This window comes from Pseudomonas fluorescens, from assembly GCF_000730425.1.
In the GTDB taxonomy this organism is placed as follows: Bacteria; Pseudomonadota; Gammaproteobacteria; order Pseudomonadales; family Pseudomonadaceae; genus Aquipseudomonas; species Aquipseudomonas fluorescens_X.
In genome coordinates, this window is sequence record NZ_CP008896.1 from 2823131 (window position 1) to 2840120 (window position 16990).

Sequence of the window (16990 nt, forward strand, 5' to 3'; positions counted from 1 at the left end):
AAACCGTAAACCCAAATTGTAAATTTTGTAAATTGAATGCAAATAGTAATGCCTCTCAATTGCTATGCATAATTGTTTACAATATATTTCGCGCCCTAACATCCTTGGGGTAGGGAATTTCATGTCGCGCCACATTACAAAAACACCAAACAGTTCACCGCGCCTGCTGGCCTCGGCCATTGGCGTGGCTATCAGTGCCAGCTCCGTAGCCCATATGGCTCAGGCGGCCGAAGAGACCGAACAGAAAGGCGAGCGCAACAGCATTTCCCTGGGTGCCACCAGCATCACCGGCCAGGAACAGGACGCAACTTCCTACCAGACCGAAAAAGCGTCTTCGCAGAAATACACCGCACCGCTGGTCGACACCCCACGCTCCGTCACCGTGGTGCCGGCGCAAGTGCTCAAGGACACCGCCGCCACCTCGTTGCAAGACGCCTTGCGCACCGTGCCGGGCATTACCTTTGGTGCCGGCGAAGGCGGCAACCCCCAGGGCGACCGCCCATTTATCCGTGGCTTCGATGCCCAGGGCGACACCTACCTGGACGGCGTGCGTGACACCGGTGGCCAGAGCCGGGAAATTTTCGACATCGAGTCCATCGAAGTCAGCAAGGGCCCCAACTCCTCGTTCGGTGGCCGCGGCTCGGCCGGTGGCAGCCTCAACCTGGTGAGCAAGACCCCACAGGCACGGGACTTCCTCAACGGCGGCTTTACCTACGGCTCCGACCAGACCCGGCGCTATACACTCGACGTCAACCGCCAGTTCCTCGACAGCGCCGCATTCCGCCTGAACCTGATGAGCCACGAACAGAACGTGGCCGGTCGCGATGCGGTCAATTACGACCGCTGGGGCGTGGCACCGTCGCTGACCTTTGGCCTGGGCACCCCGACCCGCGTCAACCTCAGCTACTACCACATGGAAAGTAATGACCTGCCGGATTCGGGCATTCCCTACGGCTACAGCAACAACGCGTCGAATGCCGTCCATGGGCATGACAAACCCACCGACGGCGGCGACAGCAGCAACTTCTACGGCCTCAAGGATCGCGACTTCCGCAAGACCCGCGCCGATATCAGTACGTTCTCCATCGAGCACGACCTGAACGACAACATGACCCTCAAGAACACCCTGCGCCACGGCAGTACCGGCCAGGACTACGTGCTCACCCAACCGGACGACAGCCAGCACAACGTCAACCAGTTCGGTACCGTCTGGCGCCGGGCCAACACCCGCGTGTCCACCACCACGACCACCACCAACCAGACTGATCTGTTTGGCAACTTCCAGGCCCTGGGCTTCAAGCACAGCTACTCCACCGGCCTGGAATTTACCGGTGAAGAAACCCGCGTCAGCGGCTATACCGTCAGCCCTAACAGCAACCCTGCCGGCGGCTGCACACCCGGCAAGGTCGGCAACAGCGGCGGGCAATGCACCTCCCTGGGCAACCCGAACCCGGACGATGCCTGGACCGGCAGCATCGCCCGCAACTACCTGGGCACCAACACCAAGGCCACCAGCCGCGCCGCCTATGTGTTCGACACCATCGAACTCGATCCGAAATGGCTGCTCAATGTTGGCCTGCGCTACGACACCTTCGACACCGAGGCCAACACCAACGCTGCCACCGGCCGCACCAAGCTCAAGGACGACAGCCAGTTCTTCAACTGGCAGGCCGGCCTGGTGTGGAAGCCGATGGAAAACGGCAGCATCTACACCTCCTATGCCACTTCGGCCTCGCCACCTGGCGGCCTGGTGGGTGAAGGCGTGGACTCCAACACCCTCCCAAGCGGCATCAACACCAGCGACATGAAACCGGAAGAGACCGTCAACTACGAGCTGGGCACCAAATGGGACCTGTTCCACGACCGCCTGTCCCTGACCGCTGCCGTGTTCCGCACCGAGAAGAAAAACGCGCGCATCCTGGTGAACTCCAACACCTTTGAAAACGCCGGTGAATCCCGGGTCGATGGCCTGGAGCTTTCCGCCAGCGGCAAGCTCACCGAGCAGTGGCAGATATTCGCCGGCTACAGCTACCTGAAAAGCGAGCTGGTTGATCCTGGCAAAAACGGCAACCGCCAAAACGTCGTGACGACCGGCTCCAACAAAGGCAACGAAATGCCCAACACGCCGAAGAACTCCTTCAGCCTGTGGACAACCTATGACATCACCTCGAAGCTGACCGTCGGTGGCGGCGCGTTCTATGTGGACGACGTCTACGGCGATGCGGCCAATACCGTGTACGTGCCGTCCTATACCCGCTACGACGCCATGGCCAGCTACAAGCTGACCAAGAACGTCGACCTGCAATTGAACGTGCAGAACCTGACCGACAAAACCTACTACGACAAGGCCTATAGCGCGCACTTCGCCAACCAGGCAGCCGGTCGTACGGCGCTGTTGACCACCAGCTTCCACTTCTAAGCCGGTAGCCGTTTCATGCAAAAGCCCCGCGCATCGGATGCCCGGGGCTTTTGCATGTAAAAAAGAATGTTTCTCGACAACTCACGGCATAATGCGCGCCGTAAAAACCCTATCAGCTCAGCGAGGCCGTCCGACGTGTTGAAGAAGACCCTATTCCAGTTGCACTGGTTTTTCGGCATTACCGCCGGGCTGGTGTTGGCATTGATGGGGATTACCGGGGCTGCGTACTCGTTCCAGGATGAAATCCTGCGGGCGCTCAACCCGACGGTACTGACTGTGCACAAGCAGCCTGCCGGGGTGCTGCCGCCCGCTGAACTGGTGCGCAAGCTCGAAGCCACCGAAGGCAAGGCCGTGTCCATGCTGTGGGTGGAAAGCGAAAGCGGCAACGCCGCCCGCGTCTTCTTCACCCCGCCGCCGGGCGAGCGCCGCGGGCAGATGCGCTACTTCGACCCGTACACCGGCGACTACCTGGGCGATGCCGTCGGCCAGGATTTTTTCGGCCTGATGCTGCAACTGCACCGCTTCCTGGCCATGGGTGACACCGGCCGGCAAATCACCGGCGCCTGCACGCTGATCCTGGTTTTCTTCTGCCTTTCCGGCCTGTACCTGCGCTGGCCGCGCCAAGTGGCGAGCTGGCGCGCCTGGCTGGCCCTGGACTGGCGCAAGAAAGGCCGCAGCTTCAACTGGGACCTGCACTCGGTGTTCGGCACCTGGTGCCTGCTGTTCTACCTGTTGGCCGCGCTCACCGGCCTGTACTGGTCCTATGAGTGGTACAGCAAGGGCCTGACCAGGCTGTTGTCCGACGCGCCGCAAAGCGAGCGGGTGCGCAACCGCGGCCCGGCGCCTGCGGGCCCGGCTCCGGTGGCCAACTACGAGGCGATCTGGAGCAGCATCTACAGCACCGCCGGCCCTGACCTGAGCGCCTACAACATCCGTATGCCAGCCGTCGCCGGGCAACCGGCCACGGTCTACTACCTGTTGCAGAGTTCCCCCCATGACCGCGCGCTGAACCAGATCAACCTGGATCCAGCCACGGGCATCGTCAAAAGCGTGGAACGCTATGGCGACAAAAGCCTCAAGGCGCAGTTGCTGACCAGCATCTATGCGCTGCATGTGGGCAGCTATTTCGGCCTGGTGGGGCGGATCATGCTTACCGTCACTTCACTGTGCATGCCGCTGTTCTTTATTACCGGTTGGCTGTTGTACCTGGACCGTCGCCGCAAAAAGCGCCAGGTACGCGATGCGCGCAAGGGCCTGGGCGCCAACCCTAGCGATGCACCGCCCTGGCTGATTGGGTTCGCCAGCCAGAGCGGCTTTGCCGAGCAATTGGCCTGGCAGACCGCCGGCCAGTTGCAGGCCGCCGGGTTGCCGGTGAAGGTGCAGCCCCTGGGCAACGTGAGCCAAGACGACTTGCGCCAGTCGGAACATGCGTTGTTTGTAGTCAGCACGTTCGGTGATGGCGAAGCCCCGGACAGCGCGCGCGGCTTCGAGCGCAGCGTGCTGGGCCAAACGCTTTCGCTGCAGGGCCTGAACTACTCGGTGCTGGCCCTGGGCGATCGCCAATACCAGCACTTCTGCGGCTTTGCCCGGCGCCTGCACTTCTGGCTGACCAACCAGGGTGGCAACGCCTTGTTCGCCCCGGTCGAAGTCGACAGCGGTGACCAGGACGCCCTGCTGCACTGGCAACAGCAACTGGGCCAGATCACCGGCCATGCGCCGCCAGCGTGGGCCAGCGCCAGCTACGAAAACTGGACCTTGAGCCAGCGCACCCTGCTCAACCCTGACAGCAGCGGCTCAGGCGTCTACCTGCTGGGGCTCAACCCGCCCGCCCCGCGCGACTGGCTGGCCGGCGACCTGGTGGAAATCCTGCCCCGCAACGGCCCGTGGGCCGTCGAACATTTCCTCGACGGCCTGGGGATTGCCGGTACGGACGAAGTGCTGATCGATGGCTTGGCATGCCCCCTGGAACAGGTCCTTGCCGGTCGCCAATTGCCAGACAACCGCTCCCACCTGGTCGGCCTGCACGCCCAGGCCTTGGTGGAGGCACTGGTGCCCGTGGGCATGCGCGAATACTCCATCGCCTCGATTGCCAGCGATGGCGTGCTGGAGCTGATCGTACGCCAGGAACGCCACGCCGACGGCAGCCTGGGCCTGGGTTCGGGCTGGCTGACCGAGCACACAGCACTGGGGGCGGCGATCAGCCTGCGGTTGCGGCGCAACAGTGGCTTCCACTTGCCCACCGCCCCGGTGCCAATGATTCTGCTGGGCAATGGCACAGGCCTGGCCGGCTTGCGCAGCCTGCTCAAGGCGCGCATCACCGACGGCCAGCAGCGCAACTGGTTACTGTTCGGCGAACGCAACATCGCCCATGACTACCACTGCCAGGACGAGCTGCAAGGTTGGTTGGCCAGTGGCGACCTGGCGTTGCTGGACCTGGCGTTTTCACGGGACCAGGCAGAGAAAATCTACGTCCAGGACCGCCTGCGCGAATCCGCCGATGTGCTGCGTAAATGGCTGGCCGACGGCGCAGCCATTTATGTCTGCGGGAGTTTGCAGGGCATGGCGGCCGGGGTGGACCAGGTGTTGGTGGATGTGCTGGGAAGTGAGGCGGTGGAACGGCTTATCGAACAGGGTCGCTACCGTCGGGATGTCTACTGACCCCGCCCGCCTGTAGGAGCCGGCTTGTCGGCGATGGCGGCCTCAAGTCTCGTGCGGACTTCAAGGGTCTCATCGCCGGCAAGCCGGCTCCTACAGGGGAGGCCGTCAGGCGGGTTGGAGTTTGTGTTCGAACACCGATACGCCATCCAGGTCGCGCAACGTGACCGTCAGTTCTGCGCTCTGCCCATCAATCTGCACTTCCCCAAAAAACTGAAACCCCGCAAACGGCGACGTGTTTTGCGCCGGCGGGGCTTTTTCAAAGACCACTTGCGGGCCAAAGGTCTTGTCCAGCGGATTGGGCCCGAAACTCCCTGCGTTCAAGGGCCCTGCGACAAACTCCCAGAACGGCTCGAAATCCTGGAACGCCGCCCGGTCCGGGTGGTAGTGGTGTGCTGCACAATAGTGCACATCAGCGGTCAGCCACACATGGTTGCGCACCTGTTGCGCGCGCAGGAAGCCCAGTAACTCGGCGATTTCCAGCTCACGCCCCTGAGCCGCGCCGGGGTCACCGTTGGCCACCGCCTCCCAGCGCGGCACACCGGGGCTGACTTCGCCATCGGGCACGCCAAGGCCAATCGGCATGTCGGCGGCGATCACCTTCCATTGGGCCTTCGACGCCTTGAGCCCGGCCTTGAGCCAATCCAGTTGCGCCCGTCCCAGAAACGGTTTTACCGCGCCCAGGTTGTCGTCGTTGGCCCCGCGATAGCTGCGCATATCCAGCACAAACACATCCAGCAAAGGCCCGTAACCGAGCTTGCGGTAGATACGCCCGCCCTGGTCCGCCTGCTGCAGGCGCATCGGCGCATATTCCAGCCAGGCCTGGCGTGCGCGACCCACCAGGGTAGTGACGTCCTTGGTCTGGTAACGCTCGTCCAACTGCTTGCCGGGCGACCAATTGTTGACCACTTCGTGATCGTCCCATTGCCAGATCTGCGGCACCTGGGCATTGAAGCGGCGCACGTTTTCATCCATCAGGTTGTAGCGATAGTTGCCCCGGTAATCATCCAGGGTCTGCGCCACTTTGCTCTTGGCCTCGGTGGTGAGGTTGCGCCAGATGCGCCCGCCTTCGGTGGTCAGTTGCGCCGGCACCGGGCCGTCGGCGTAGATGGTGTCGCCGCTGTGGATAAAAAAGTCCGGCAGGCGCAGGCGCATGGCTTCGTAGATGCGCATGCCGCCAATGTCCGGGTTGATCCCGAAGCCCTGGCCGACGGTATCGCCGCTCCACACAAAACGGATATCGCGCCGTTGTTGCGGCACGCTGCGCAGGTGGCCGAACCAGGGCTCGCTGGCCACGCCGGTCTGTGCGTCCTCGAACTGCACACGGTAGAAGATCGCCTGGTCGGCCGGCAGCCCACTCAACTCGACGCGGGCGGTAAAATCGCTGCGGCTGTCGGCCAGGGGCGAGATGAATCGGCGCGGGTTGCTGAACAGGCTGCGGGTATCCCACTCGACCACCATCCGTGCCGGGCGGTCGCAGCGGCTCCAGATTATGGCGCGATCGCCCAGCAAGTCGCCGGACTGCACACCGTCGGTCAACTGCGGCCGGTCCTTGACCGAGGCAATCACCGCCGGCGCCAGCCCCGGCAGCAACAGGCCCGCGCCGACGCCCTGGATTACCCGGCGGCGGCCGAGGTTGAAGTGGCTCATGGGTTTGCCTCCAAGCTGCAAAAGGGCAACTAAACCACGGGCGGATGAAGCGCAGATGACATGGGCTGCGCATCATTCCTGCAGGCGTCGGCTTGCCGGCGATGGCGGCCTCAATTCAAGGGCCTCATCGCCGGCAAGCCGGCTTCTACAAGGGGCTCGCTTCGGGGCGCTTGATCACGGCGTACACCAACCCGGTGAGGACGCTGCCAGCGACGATCGCCAACAGGTACAACAGTGCATGGTTGATGGTGTTGGGGATCAGCATCACAAACAGCCCGCCGTGGGGGGCCATCAACTTGCAGCCAAAATACATCGACAAGGCACCGGTCAAGGCGCCGCCGGCGATGCTGGCCGGGATCACGCGCAGCGGGTCCTTGGCGGCAAACGGGATGGCGCCTTCCGAGATAAAGCACATGCCCAGGATCAGAGCGGCCTTGCCGGCTTCACGTTCGGTCTGGGCAAACTTGCGCCGGGCCAGGAACGTAGCGATAGCCATGCCAATCGGCGGCACCATGCCTGCGGCCATGGCGGCGGCCATCGGCGCGCCGCTCTGGGATGCCAGCAGGCCGACGGAGAACGCGTAGGCCGCCTTGTTGATCGGCCCGCCCAGGTCGGCGCACATCATGCCCCCCAACAGAATGCCCAGCAGCACCGCATTGGTGGTGCCCATGGTGCTGAGGAAGTCCGTCAGGCCAACCAGCATCTGCGCCACGGGCGGGCCGATCAGATAGATCATCGCCAGGCCCGTGACCAGGCTCGCCAGCAACGGGATGATCAGGATCGGCTTGAGCGAGGCCAGGCTCTGCGGCAACGGCACCGCGCGGGTGATCAGCTTGACGCTGTAGCCGGCGAGAAAACCGGCGAAAATCCCGCCGATAAACCCTGCGCCCAGAGTGCTGGCCAACAGGCCCCCGATCATCCCCGGCGCGAGGCCCGGCCGGTCGGCAATCGAGTAGGCGATGTAGCCGGCGAGCAGCGGCACCATCAGGGTGAAGGCGTGATCGCCGACCGCTCTGAGGGCCGCCGCCAGGGTGCCGGGCTCTTTGTAGGCGTGGATACCGAAGACGTAGGACAGGGCAATCAGCAAGCCCCCCGCCACCACCATCGGCAACATGAACGACACCCCGGTCAGCAGGTGTTTGTAGACCCCGGTTTTCTCCGGCTTGGCCGCCGCGCCACCGGCGGCGCTTTCCTGCTGGCCTTCGGCCAGGGCTTTATCGAGGATTGCGGCAGACTGCTTGAGCGCAATGCCGGTGCCACAGCGATAGATTTTCTTGCCGGCAAAGCGCTCGGTGGCCACTTCGATATCGGCGGCCAGCAGCACCACGTCGGCGTCGCGGATGGCTTGCTCGCTCAGGGGCGTGCGGGCGCCCACCGACCCCTGGGTTTCCACTTGCAGGTCATAGCCCTTGGCCTTGGCGGCCTGTTGCAATGCTTCGGCGGCCATAAAGGTGTGGGCCACGCCGGTAGGGCAGGCCGTGATGGCGACGATACGCGGGGTGGTTTTCGTCGTGGGTACCGCGGCTGTTGCCACATACAACCGGGCCTCTTCGGCGCCCCGTTGCAGCACCGCTTCAACGTCCTGCAACGCCTGGGCCGGAGTGCTCTGGTACACGCGCTTACCGACAAAACGCTGCATGTCCACGGGCGTGCTGGCGACCAGCAACACCCATTCGGCCGCGTCGAGGATGGCCTGGGACAGCGCGCGCTCGGGGTGGCTTGCATCCACCACTTCAACGCTGGTGCTCCAGCCCTGGCGCTGGGCGGCGGCGTCCAGCAAGCGGGCGCACAGCACACTGGTAACCATGCCGTTGGGGCAGGCGGTAACAATGGCTAACTTCATGACAAACCCTCTTATTGTTCTATCAGCGGGCGTATGTGCACACCGCTTTCGAGGTGCGCCAGTTGCGCACCGTCGCCAATACCGAAACCGATCTGCGTCACCGCCATTGCGCCAATCGCGGTGGCGCGGCGCAGGGTCTGTTCGGGCGCTTCACCGCTGAGCAGACCGTGCAGCATGCCCGCCAGCAACGAGTCGCCGGCACCCACCGTACTGGCGACGCTGACCTTGGGCGGTGTGGCGTGCAACGCCCCGTACGGGCTAAACCAGTTCACACCGTCGGCCCCATGGGACACCACCACATGTTCCACGCCTTGGGCGTGCAAACGCTCAGCCGCCCGGGCTTGCTGGGCGACGGTTTGCGTGGGGCAGTCGAGCGCTTCGGCGAGTTCTTCAGTGTTGGGCTTGATCAACCACGGAGTGGCCTTCAAGCCGGCCCGCAGCGCTTGGCCACTGGTGTCCAGGGCGACTTTCAAACCAAGGTCCTTGAGCGCCTCCAGCAAACCCTGAAACCATTGCAGGCTGACGCCACGCGGCAGGCTGCCGGCGACCACCACCGCATCGAACTCGGGGCCGATCACCGCGACCAGCTTGAGCAACTGTGCTTGCGCCTGCTCGCTCACCAGCGGTCCCGGTGCATTGATGTCGGTGACCCGGCCATCTGCCTCGGCAATCTTGATGTTGCTGCGGGTTTCGCCCGGCACACGAATAAACGCATCGCCAAACCCGCGGCTGGCGATCAGGGCCTCGAAAGCCTCGGGGTTTTGCGCGCCCAGAAATCCCCCCACGCTCACGCAGTGACCCAAATCAGCCAACACCTGCGCCACATTCACGCCCTTGCCGGCGGCATGGGTCAGCAGGGTTTCGCTGCGGTTGACCGCCCCCGGTTCCAGGCGCGCCAAACGCACCGTCAGGTCCAACGCCGGGTTCAACGTCAGGGTCAGAATGTTCGCCATTTACACCCCCTCCACAAGGGCACGCACTTGGGCAGGGGAACCCTGGGCCAGTGCTTGTTGCGCCAGGCCCCGGGCCTCGCTCAGGCTCAATTCGCGCACCCGCGCCTTGACCTCGGGAATGCTGCGCGCCGACACACTCAACTCATCCACTCCCAGGCCAACCAGCACCGGCACCGCCAGCGGATCCGCCGCCAACTCGCCGCACACGCCGACCCATTTGCCATGGGCATGGGCGGCGCGCACGGTGATGTCGATCAGTTGCAACACCGCCGGGTGCAGGCCGTCAGCCTGGGCCGACAGGGTTGGGTGGCCACGGTCGATGGCCAGGGTGTACTGGGTCAGGTCATTGGTGCCGATGCTGAAAAAATCCACTTCCCTGGCCAACACGGGCGCCAGCAGGGCCGCCGAGGGCACTTCGATCATGATCCCCAGTTGCAGGTCCGCCACGGGGATGTGTTCGCGCAGGCGCTCGGTCATGTCCCGGGCCTGGCGCCACTCATCGACGCTGCCGACCATGGGAAACATGATGCGCAGCGCACGACCGTGGGCCGAGCGCAACAGGGCGCGCAGTTGCGCCTCCATGATTTGCGGACGTTGCAGGGTCAAGCGAATGCCCCGGACACCGAGGAACGGGTTTTCTTCCTTGGCAATCGGCCAGTAAGGCAGCGGTTTGTCACCGCCCACATCCAGGGTGCGTACCACCAGCGGCCGCCCAGCCAGGCCGTCGAGCACACGGCGGTATTCGGCTTCCTGGGTGGCTTCGTCCGGGGCCTGGGAATGGGCCATGAACATCAGCTCGGTACGCAGCAGGCCAATGCCCTCGGCGCCCTGCTCGACGGCGGCGGCCACGCCGGCACTTTCGCCGATGTTGGCGAACACTTCCACGGCATGCCCGTCACGGGTCAACGCCGGTTCATGGCGCCGGGCAGCAGCGGCCCGCAGGCGTTGCTCACGGGTGTCGCGCTCCTGGGTGGCGCGCTGCAAGGTGCCGGCATCCGCATCCACATGCAGGCGCCCGCGCAGGCCATCGAGCAACAACGGGGTGCCCGAGGCCAGCAGCAACACCGCCGGCCCCGCGCCGACCAGCGCTGGAATCCCCAGGGCCCGGGCGACGATGGCACTGTGGGCCGTCGCCCCACCGCGTGCGGTCAGAATCCCGGCCACCCGTGTCGGGTCGAGACGCGCGACGTCCGAGGGGCCAACCTCGTCCATCACCAGAATGTAAGGCTCGTCAGGCACCTGTGGGGTTTGTATGCCGCACAACTGCGCCAGCACCCGTCGGCCAATGTCCCGTAGGTCGGCGGCACGTTCGGCGAGCAACGCGTCCTGCAGGGACGCCTGTTGTTGGGCAGCCGCCTCGATCACGCTCATCCACCCGGCTTCGGCGCTTTCGCCTTGTTTGAGACGGGTGTCGACGTCGTCGGTCAGCTCCGGATCGTCGAGCATTTCCTGGTGGGTGATGAAAATTTCGCGTATCGCCTTGGACGTGCTGCGCTCGATCAAGCCTTGGATATCGCCGCGCACATCGCGCAAGGCCGCGGATAAGCGCGCACGCTCGGCACTGGCCGACTCACCCCGCAAGGGATAGTCGAACGGCTGCACCACCTGGATATGGGCCGGGCCGATGGCAATCCCCGGGGCGGCGGCGATGGCCTGGATCAGGCTGCCGGAGGCCGGGGCACTGAGCAGCGGCTCACGCTCGAGCACCTCGGCCCGCGCACTGACAGCCGGCAGCGGCTCGACCTCTTCGCCAAGTCCCGCTTGCACCGCCGCCAACAGCGCCGGCAGGGCGTCGTCGGCAATGCCGGGCGCGGCGACAAATTCCAGCACTTGCCCGCGTCGGGCCCCAAGGCTGAGCAGCTTGCTCAAGCTCTTGACCGACACGGCGCCGCCCTGCCCGTCCACGATCCGCACGCGGATCTCGCCCTCGAAGCTTTTCGCCAGTTGGGCCAGGGCCTTGGCCGGCCGCGCATGCAGGCCATGGGCGTTGGCCAGGGCGATACGTGCGCTGGGCCAGTCGGCGGGCAACTCGCCACCCAGCACTTCGAGGACCGCACGGCTGCTGGTGGCGCGTCCCAGTTCCTGGCCGCGTCCTTCAATCAGCACGGCGCACAGGCGCTCAAGCAATGCCTGATGAGCTTCGCCGAGGCTGGCCAGACAGAACAGGCCGCTCAAAGGCTGGCCCAGGTAGCGCATGGGCTTGTCCGGGGTGACAAAGGCCAGCCCCGGGCGCTTCACCGTTTGCTCGCTGTGCAGCCACCACAGGCCATCGCCAAGGGGCAGGGCCTCGACTTGCTGCAACACGGCGGCAAAACCATTGCTCACACAGTCGGCCTGGCGCAACAGGCGCGCACCACGCCACACCAGCTCTTCAAAATCGTCGGCGGACACGCCCAGGCCGATCATCTGGGCATCCAACGCCAGCTCCTGGGGCGCACCTTGCAGCAGTTTGAGCAACGCATCGGCCGAGGTGGCACGGCACAGCGCCTGGCCCAGGTCGGTTTCGCCAAGGGCGCGGGTCAGCAGTTGCAGCAGGCGCAGGTGCTCATCGGACTGGGCGGCAATGCCAATCGCCAGGTAGACAATCTGGCCATCGCCCCAATCCACACCCTGGGGAAACTGCAGCAGGCGCACGCCGGTGGCGAACACCTGGTCGCGGGTTTCGGGGGTGCCATGGGGGATCGCAATACCTTGCCCCAGGAAAGTCGAGCCTTGCGCTTCACGAGCTTGCAGGCCGCTCAGGTAGCCCTCGGCGACCAGGCCATCGGCCACCAGTTTTTCGGCGAGCAGTTGCAAGGCAGCAGACTTATCCACAGCCCTCTGGCCCATGGATATCTGCTCTACGGTGAGCTCAAGCATGCCTTTCTCCTAGTTAGTGCGGGGAGCGCACTAGGTATTGTTTTGATTAAGCCGTGCAAAAATAACTGACTGAGCGGTCAATTGGCAGTAAGCACTCAGCGGCGATCATCGCAAAAATACGCCTGCTGAAACGTTTAATCTAGAATTTATGGCAGATTACTGGGTAATTCTGCATCCTTGAAGCACCACTCGGCGCTTGAGTTGCGACAATGGTCGGGTGCAGGAATCGGTTACGATTGGACAAAATGTCGGGGCAAGCTCTAAAAAACAAGGAAATCCCGGTTTGAAACTCAGTGATATTGCACGCATAGCCGGTGTGTCCGTGACCACCGCCAGCTACGTCATCAATGGTAAGGCCCAACAGCAACGGATCAGCAGCGCCACCGTCGAACGGGTGCGGGCGGTGGTCGAGGAGCACGGCTTTACCCCCAACCCCCAGGCCGCCGGGTTGCGCAGCCGGCACACCCGCACCTTGGGCTTTATCCTGCCGGACCTGGAAAACCCCAGTTACGCACGGATCGCCAAGCTGTTGGAGCAAGGCGCAAGGGCCCGTGGCTATCAGTTGCTGATCGCCAGCTCCGACGACGATGCCAACAGCGAGCGCCAGTTGCTGCAACTGTTCCGCGCGCGACGTTGCGATGCACTGTTCGTTGCCAGTTGCCTGCCCGCCAGCGATGACAGTTACCGCGAGCTGCAAGCCAAGGGCCTGCCGGTGATCGCCATCGACCGGGTAATGGCGCCTGAGCAGTTCTGTTCGGTGGTCAGCGATGACCGCCAGGCCTGCCAGCAGTTGACCAGCAGCCTGCTGCAACCGCTGCCCCGGCAGATCGTGTTGATCGGCGCCCGGCCCGAACTGAGCATCAGCCAGGAGCGCGCGGCGGGTTTCCAGCATGCACTGCAAGGCTTCAAGGGCGAGGTGCTGATCGAGCATGGCGAAGCCTTCAGTCGCGACTGTGGCCGCCAGTTGATGGAGGAACTGCTGCAACGCCTGGGGCATTTACCCGATGCGCTGGTGACAACTTCCTACGTCCTGCTGCAAGGGGTGTTTGACGCACTGCATGACTTCCCACTCAAGTCCCGGCCACTGCGCCTGGGCACCTTTGGTGACACCCAGTTGCTGGACTTCCTGCCGTTGCCGGTCAACGCCATGGCCCAGCAGCACGCACTGATCGCCGAGACGGCCCTGCGCCTGGCGCTGGCGGCGATTGAAGAGCAGGACTACCAGCCGGGTGTGCACGCCATTGGCCGGACCTTCAAGCAGCGGATACGCGAGCGATAGGCATGGAGCTGGTCGACAGCCACACCCACCTCGACTTCGAGGACTTCGATGCTGATCGCGACGAGGTGCTCAAACACAGCCGCCAGCTCGGCGTGCGGCGCATGGTGGTACTGGGGGTGTACCAGCGCAATTGGCAGCGGCTGTGGGACCTGACACAACAGGACCCGGACCTGCATGGGGCCTTTGGCCTGCACCCGGTCTACCTGGATGAACATCGTCCCGCCGACCTGATCGAGCTGGGCGATTGGCTGACCCGCCTCAAGGGCCACCGCCAGCTCTGCGCCGTGGGTGAAATCGGCCTGGACTACTTTCTCGAGCACCTGGACCGCGAGCGCCAGCAAACACTGTTTGAAGCCCAGTTGCAGCTGGCCGTGGACTTCCAGTTGCCGGCGCTGTTGCATGTGCGGCGTAGCCACGCGGCCGTCATCGCCACCCTCAAGCGCATCCGCCTGCCCCGCGGCGGGATCATCCATGCTTTTGCCGGCAGCCGCGAAGAGGCCCGCGAATACATCAAGCTGGGATTCAAACTGGGCCTGGGCGGTGCCCCGACCTGGCCCCAGGCCTTGCGCATGCACAAGGTCATCGCCCAACTGCCGCTGGATTCGGTAGTGCTGGAAACCGACTCGCCGGACATGGCGCCGGCGATGTACCCCGGCCAGCGCAACAGCCCACAGCACTTGCCGGCCATCTGCAGCGCCCTGGCCAATCAAATGGGCATCAGCCCTTCAGCGTTGGCCGAAGCGAGCACCCGTAACGCCTGCGAGCTGTTCAACTGGCCGCTCGATAACGGGGCTGACCTCCTGTAGCGCCAAAGTCATACGGTGCCGGTGGCGGGCGTAGCGCAGGGTGAGGAAGTGAATCAGGATCGCCACCAGCGACACGTTCAGTTGCCCGATCTTGCTGATCAAGCCTACCCACTCGACCACCAGGGCCACCAACAAGGCCACGCAAGTCAACACGAGCATGCTCGGGCGCAACAGAGCCAGGTTGTCCAGGGACTTCAACTGACGCAACTGCCTGGGACAGCAGAGCTGCAAGACTTTGTGACAATACGGACAATCAAAAGGCTCGCGGATAGCAATGGCATTGAGCTGCCAAGGCTTGAGTGCAAAGGTGATATCGCAATGGGCGCAATGCCCTTTCACGCCTGGGGTTGTCGCGGTCATGGCCCTGCCTCCCGGAAGCGCTGGATGGGGTGTGAAACAAATTCTCACCCAATCTCACTACAAAAAATGCTCACACGAGAAAACAGGACATGCCCTACAGATCAAAAAAACAATACCTACAGGCATGACTCACACGCGAAATGCACCGATCAGTTTTTTCAGCTCAATCACCTGTAGGGACAATTGCCGGCTAGCCTCTTCGGTCTGGTGCGCGCCTTGGGCTGCGTGCTCGCCAGCCCGATTGATCTCGACGATGTTCTGGTCGATGTCGTGGGCCACCGCGGTCTGCTGCTCCACCGCCGCGGCGATTTGCTGGTTCTGATCGACGATCATGCCCACTGCACCGAGGATATTTTCCAGGGCCGACTGGACTTTTTCCGACTGACCGACCGTACCGCTGGCCATTTTATGGCTGCTGCCCATGGCCTTCACAGCCGCGCCAACCCCCTGGTGCAACTTGGCGATCATCTGCTCGATTTCTTCGGTGGAATGCTGGGTACGCCGGGCGAGAGTGCGCACCTCATCGGCCACCACGGCAAACCCACGGCCCTGCTCCCCCGCCCGCGCTGCCTCAATGGCCGCGTTCAAGGCCAGCAGGTTGGTTTGTTCGGCAATGCTCTTGATCACTTCCAGCACGCTGCTGATGGATTGGCTGTCGATGGCCAACTGATTGATCACCAGCACCGACTGGTCAATCTCCGAGGCCAACTGCGCAATGCTGCCCTGCTGGGATTGCACCAGGCCACGCCCGCTGAGGGTTTCATCGTTGACGCTATGGGCACTGCTGACAGCCGCCGCTGCACTGCGCGCCACTTCGTGGGCGGTCGCTGACATCTGGTTCATGGCCGTCGCCACCTGCTCGATCTGGCTGCGCTGGCCCGACACCGCCTGGTTGCTGCGCGCCGACACCGATTCCACTTGCCCGGCCTGGTGTTCGACTTCACGGACGGTCTGCCCTACCCGCTCGATCAGGTCATGGATTTTGGCCACGGTGCCATTGAATACCTCGCCCAACTCACCCAGTTCATCGCGGCTCTGGGACTTGAAGTTGACGGTCATGTCCCCGGCGGCGACCTTATCCATCATCGCGCCCAGGCGGCGCAAGGTGGTGCGGGTCGAAGCGTAGAAGCCGCCGTACAGATAGAAAATCAACAGGAACACCGCCGCCAGCGCCGCGACCAGCAGCACCATGTGCGTACGATTCTGGGCCAGGCGCTGTTGCAATTGTTGGTCGAGGAAGGCCAGGGTTGCGTCGTCCAGTTGATAAGTCTTGGCCATCAAGGCGGTCACTTCATCGTAGAACGCTTGCCATGGCGTCTCCAGGGTCTGGGCCATCACCACCTGTTCCTCAAACAACTCGCTGCCCTGCTTGAGGCTGGCCTGGCTGGCTTGGGCCAGGGTATTGAGCGAGCCCTGGGCAGCCTTGCTGGAGCCCAGGGCGTCCTGCACTTTCAAGCCGTATTCCGCGTGGAGTTTTTCCAACTGCTGCAGCAGTTCGTCAAAGCGCGTACTGGACGATGAATCGAGAAAGCCCTGGCCCAGGGAGTACGCGCCCATGGCCCGGCCTTCGCCCAGGGTCTGGGTAACTTGCGGGGTGACGCTGGTCACCAGTTCGCTGAGTTGGCGCACATCGCCCTGCACATCACGGCTCAACCCCGACTGGCTGGCAATGATCTGGCTGAACATCTGTGCCTTGTTCAGCAATTTGTCGATCAAGGCACTTTTGCTTAGCAGTGAAGATTCGCCTCGCTGAGCCTTGAAGGCGGCGATCATCTCGTCACGCTTGCCCTCGAACACCGCGACTTGCTCGGGATCCGCCGTCATCGCCTGGAAGCCTTGCAGGCGTTCAAGCACGCGCTGTTCCAGTGCGCTGATCTGGCTTTCGATATCGCCCGCCTTGCCCGACTGGCCAAGCGTGGCGTTGATCTGCACTTGATTGTTCAGGGTTTCCAGGTCGCGGCGCAGGATCAGGCTGCTGCCCAGCAGGTCCAGGCTCTGCAACTCAACCTGCGTGCCCTGGAACTCACGCCAGGAGTCCCGTACCAGGTAATAGTTGGTCACCAGCATCGGCAGGAAAAACAACACACTGATCAAGCTGAACTTCATGCCGAAGCTCAGGCGATTCATCAACGCGATGGCGGGATAGAGCAAGCTCTTCACAGATGA

General features: G+C 63.4%; 10 protein-coding genes and 1 pseudogene. 4 read left to right on the forward strand and 7 right to left on the reverse strand.

The window, feature by feature from the left end:
* Positions 1–121 precede the first annotated feature (121 nt).
* Both HZ99_RS12430 and HZ99_RS12435 read left to right on the forward strand, forming a co-directional pair.
* Entirely contained in the window at positions 122–2419 is a 2298-nt protein-coding gene (locus HZ99_RS12430; protein ID WP_038443414.1) for a TonB-dependent receptor, read from the forward strand.
* 135 nt (positions 2420–2554) lie between these two features.
* Positions 2555–5077 (forward strand): PepSY domain-containing protein, encoded by a 2523-nt coding sequence (locus tag HZ99_RS12435; RefSeq protein WP_038443415.1) that lies wholly within the window; start codon positions 2555–2557, stop codon positions 5075–5077.
* Positions 5078–5182: 105 nt separating this feature from the next.
* Here HZ99_RS12435 and HZ99_RS12440 read toward each other — a convergent pair whose 3' ends face one another.
* The 4 genes from HZ99_RS12440 to ptsP form a co-directional block, all read right to left on the reverse strand.
* Positions 5183–6724, reverse strand: a complete 1542-nt coding sequence (locus HZ99_RS12440; protein WP_038443417.1) for an alkaline phosphatase D family protein — start codon at positions 6722–6724, stop codon at positions 5183–5185.
* Between the two features lie 145 nt (positions 6725–6869).
* Positions 6870–8567, reverse strand: a complete 1698-nt coding sequence (locus tag HZ99_RS12445) for a PTS fructose-like transporter subunit IIB (RefSeq protein ID WP_038443418.1) — start codon at positions 8565–8567, stop codon at positions 6870–6872.
* 11 nt (positions 8568–8578) lie between these two features.
* Positions 8579–9520: a 1-phosphofructokinase gene (pfkB, locus tag HZ99_RS12450; RefSeq protein WP_038443420.1), complete on the reverse strand. Its 942-nt coding sequence runs from the start codon at positions 9518–9520 to the stop codon at positions 8579–8581.
* A complete protein-coding gene (ptsP, locus tag HZ99_RS12455; protein WP_038443421.1) occupies positions 9521–12379 on the reverse strand; it encodes a phosphoenolpyruvate--protein phosphotransferase in 2859 nt (952 codons plus the stop codon).
* A 283-nt stretch (positions 12380–12662) separates the two neighbouring features.
* On the opposite strand from ptsP, the gene cra reads away from it, so the two are divergent.
* Together cra and HZ99_RS12465 are read left to right on the forward strand one after the other, a co-directional pair.
* Positions 12663–13658, forward strand: a complete 996-nt coding sequence (gene cra / locus HZ99_RS12460) for a catabolite repressor/activator (protein ID WP_038443423.1) — start codon at positions 12663–12665, stop codon at positions 13656–13658.
* 2 nt (positions 13659–13660) lie between these two features.
* The gene (locus HZ99_RS12465; protein WP_038443424.1) at positions 13661–14464 is read left to right on the forward strand and encodes a TatD family hydrolase; all 804 of its coding nucleotides are present in this window, start codon (positions 13661–13663) and stop codon (positions 14462–14464) included.
* Here the strand turns inward: HZ99_RS12465 and HZ99_RS27760 are convergent.
* The 3 genes and pseudogenes from HZ99_RS27760 to HZ99_RS29600 form a co-directional block, all read right to left on the reverse strand.
* Positions 14384–14824, reverse strand: a complete 441-nt coding sequence (locus tag HZ99_RS27760) for a hypothetical protein (protein ID WP_080727709.1) — start codon at positions 14822–14824, stop codon at positions 14384–14386. The genes HZ99_RS12465 and HZ99_RS27760 overlap by 81 nt on opposite strands.
* A 129-nt stretch (positions 14825–14953) precedes the next feature.
* Positions 14954–15883: a methyl-accepting chemotaxis protein gene (locus HZ99_RS29595; protein WP_404942459.1), complete on the reverse strand. Its 930-nt coding sequence runs from the start codon at positions 15881–15883 to the stop codon at positions 14954–14956.
* Positions 15860–16951: pseudogene (locus tag HZ99_RS29600) on the reverse strand (methyl-accepting chemotaxis protein); the annotation flags it as partial. The gene HZ99_RS29595 and the pseudogene HZ99_RS29600, both read right to left, overlap by 24 nt.
* Positions 16952–16990 lie beyond the last annotated feature (39 nt).